This is a genomic window from Halolamina salina (genome assembly GCF_042678005.1).
Classification (GTDB): Archaea; Halobacteriota; Halobacteria; order Halobacteriales; family Haloferacaceae; genus Halolamina; species Halolamina salina.
Genome location: NZ_JBHUDH010000110.1, coordinates 1 through 3,102, shown reverse-complemented (window position 1 = coordinate 3,102; position 3,102 = coordinate 1). Strand labels below are relative to the sequence as shown.

At 68.6% G+C, this 3,102-nt stretch carries 4 protein-coding genes; 2 read left to right on the top strand and 2 right to left on the bottom strand.

From position 1 onward, the window contains the following. Nucleotides 1-87: 87 nt before the first annotated feature. Nucleotides 88-993: a DUF106 domain-containing protein gene (locus ACFR9S_RS09810; protein ID WP_379731268.1), complete on the bottom strand. Its 906-nt coding sequence runs from the start codon at nucleotides 991-993 to the stop codon at nucleotides 88-90. Nucleotides 994-1,086: 93 nt separating this feature from the next. Beyond that, nucleotides 1,087-1,719 (bottom strand): adenylate kinase, encoded by a 633-nt coding sequence (locus ACFR9S_RS09805; protein ID WP_379731267.1) that lies wholly within the window; start codon nucleotides 1,717-1,719, stop codon nucleotides 1,087-1,089. An 88-nt stretch (nucleotides 1,720-1,807) separates the two neighbouring features. On the opposite strand from ACFR9S_RS09805, the gene ACFR9S_RS09800 reads away from it, so the two are divergent. After that, entirely contained in the window at nucleotides 1,808-2,449 is a 642-nt protein-coding gene (locus ACFR9S_RS09800) for a class I SAM-dependent methyltransferase (protein WP_379818524.1), read from the top strand. 27 nt (nucleotides 2,450-2,476) lie between these two features. After that, complete coding sequence (locus ACFR9S_RS09795; protein ID WP_379733159.1) at nucleotides 2,477-2,902, top strand: hypothetical protein; 426 nt, start codon at nucleotides 2,477-2,479, stop codon at nucleotides 2,900-2,902. The last annotated feature ends 200 nt before the right edge of the window (nucleotides 2,903-3,102 follow it).

Genomic DNA, 3,102 nt, shown 5'->3' with positions numbered 1-3,102 from the left:
GAAGGTGGCCCAACGAAGCGACGACTGACAGCCGCGACGATGACTCGACGGAACAGCGACGGACAGCGAGAAAGTGGCGGAACCGCGTCAGGTCGACGGCGTCATCTCGATGTTCAGCGCCTTCTGGATGATCTGGATCGACGCCGTCGAGCAGAGGAAGTACCAGAAGATCCACGGCCGGATCGGCCCGAGCATCGGCTCGGTCCACTCGAGGGTGCCCCAGATCGGGAACACCACGTCGGTGAGGACGTGGTGGCTGCTCGCGCCCCGGGCGCCGATCGCCCAGTACATCCACAGGAACACCGGGATGGTGAGGAACATGATCCACGCCATCGGGCGGAACTGCTCTTTGAACATGCCGAGCTGGTCGCCCATCGCCTCCATCTGCTCTTCCTGGATCTTCTGCATCGCGGCGTCGTCGCCGCGCTCCTTCGCTTCCTTCCGGCGCTCCTGGATGTCCTTCATCCGGTCCTGGTACGCGCTCATCTTGTCCATGTCCATCAGCAGCGCGCGCAGCACCGTGGAGTAGAGGCCGGTGGTCATCGCCAGCAGCAGCACGACCGCGTAGAACGGCAGCACGTCGAGCAGCGGGCCGAGACCGAGGTCCAGCGCCTCCCCGACCGTGTTCCGGATCGGGGTGTACGCGTAGCCGACCATGAACAGCAGCGTGCCGACCCCGGCCAGCTTGTCCCACTTCGACCAGGACGTGCTCTCGACGTCGTCGAGGTCGACTGAGGAGCTGGTGAGGTCGTCGTCGCCCCCCTCGAGCGCCTCCCGGACGGCGTCGGGGTCGTCGATCCGGAACCCGGTGTCGCCCTCGACGAGCACCTCCTTCTCGATCAGCCGGCCCCACTGCCCGCTCTCGATCTCGCCTTTCACGTCCGTCCAGCCCACCTCGCCGTCGTCGGCGCGGTCGAGCACCGTCTCGAGGACGTCCCGCATCTCGGGGTCCTCGGAGACGAGTTCGCGGACGCGTTTCTCGGTCCGTACCATTGACTGTACGTTCACAACCGGGCGTTATGAACCTTTTACTTGTCGCTACGCAGCGTCGGCGACGCGGCGGCGAGAAGAATCCGGATCGCCGGCTCAGTCGTCGCTTTCGATCGCGTCGGACAGCCGCTCGAACACGTCCTCGGGCGCGCCCTCGCCGTCGATATCGACGAGGTCGCCGGTCTCGCGGTAGTGCTCGATCACCGGCTCGGTGTTCTCCTCGTACACCTCGAGCCGCTCGCGGACCACGTCCTCCTCGTCGTCGTCACGCTGGTGGAGGTCGCCGCCGCAGGCGTCACAGACGCCCGCCTCCTCCGGCGGGGCGAACTCGACGTGGTAGTTCTCGCCGCACTCGGTACAGACCCGCCGGCCCGTCAGGCGCTCGACCAGCGTCTCCCGGTCCACGTCGAGGAAGAACACGTAGTCGAGATCGGTCGCGTCGTCGAGGAACTCCACCTGCTCGAGGTTGCGCGGGTAGCCGTCGAGCACGTAGCCGTCGGCCTCCGTCAGCGCGGCCTCCAGAACCTCGTTGACGACCTCGTCGGGGACCAGTTCGCCCGCCTCCATGAAGCTGCGGGGCGTGCCGTACTCGGTCTCCATGTCCTTGTTCGCCCGCAGAGCGTCGCCCGTCGAGACGTGGTCGAGATCGTACGTCTCACACAGCTTCGTCGCCTGCGTTCCCTTGCCGGCGCCCGGCGGCCCCAGCAGCAGAATGTGGTGATCGGCCATATCGGAGGAGACTGGGGCCGCGCATAAAGGCTTGAAGAAAGCGGTCGGACCCCGCCACGTTTTTGTCGGCTCATGAAGATGTCTGCCCGTGTCTGATCCCCCCGCGACGCCCGTCAACGACGACGCCGTCGACGTGCACGCGACGGCGACGACGTACGCCGAGAACGCCCCCGAGCTCGTCGAGAAGTACCTCGACTTCTCGCTGTTCGAGCGCCACGGCGCCGCCTTCCGCGACGCGCTCCCCGACCCCGAAAATCGCCCGCCGCGAGTGCTCGACGTGGGCTGTGGCACCGGCGCTGACACCGCGCCGATGGCCGACGCCGGCCTCGACGCGGTCGGCCTCGACCTGACGGCGGCGTTCCTGTACGAGGCCCGCGAGCAGGCCCCCGGCGCGCGGTTCGTCCGCGGTGACATGCGGGCGCTCCCGCTCGACGCGGGCGCGTTCGAGGGTCTCTGGAGCAGCGCCGCGTTCCTCCACCTCCCGCGCTCGGCGGCGCGACCCACGCTCGAGGAGTTCCACCGCGTGCTCGCCCCCGGCGGCGCCCTGCTGCTCTCGGTGATGGCGCGCGAGACGCGCGACGCGGCGGCGGTGGAAGTCGCGGATGGCCGTCGGTTCACCTTCTGGCGTGAGGGTCCGATCCGGGACCACCTCCGCGAGGCGGGGTTCGCCGAGATCGACGCGCTGGGCGACGAGGCGGACTGGCACGCGCTGCTCGCAGTCCGGGACTGATTAGTCGCCGGCCGCCCGAGAGCCGGTATGACCAGGTTCGACGCCGACACGCCGACCGATCGCCGGAAGCTGTTCGCCGACGCCGTCACGGCCCACCGCACCCGCGGGAGCGCCTTCCTCACCATTGAGGCCGCGCCGCCGGAATCGCCCGCGTTCGACCCCGACGGTGACGACGAGGAGGAAGAAGAGGAACCGCAGCCGTGGCTCCAGTTCGCGGAGAAGACGTTCAACCTCGACGTGACCGACGCGGAGCTCGACCGCGTGAAGTCGCTGGTCGACGAGTTCCCGGAGTTCCGAATCGACGAACTCGAGTCGCCCGACACCGCGGAGGGGACGAACGTCCGGATCACCGCCCGCTCGGACGCCAACCGCCTCGCGGACTTCGCGGATCGAGTGTTCCGGGAGGTGTACGAGCGCGAGGAGGAGTACCGCGCGTGGGTCGTGGCGGTCTGAACGGCGTCCCGATCCGGACGCCCGTCAACTGAAGCGACTGTTACTCCCAGTGGCGCTCGGTCAGGTCCGCGCGCATCACGAAGTCGGGCTCGTCACCCACGTCGGCGCCCGCAAGTGCCGTGTCGCTGACCCACTCGACCGACTCGGGAATCAGCACCCGCGTCGTGTCGGCGCCGGCGGCGGCCGCGTCCCGAGCGATC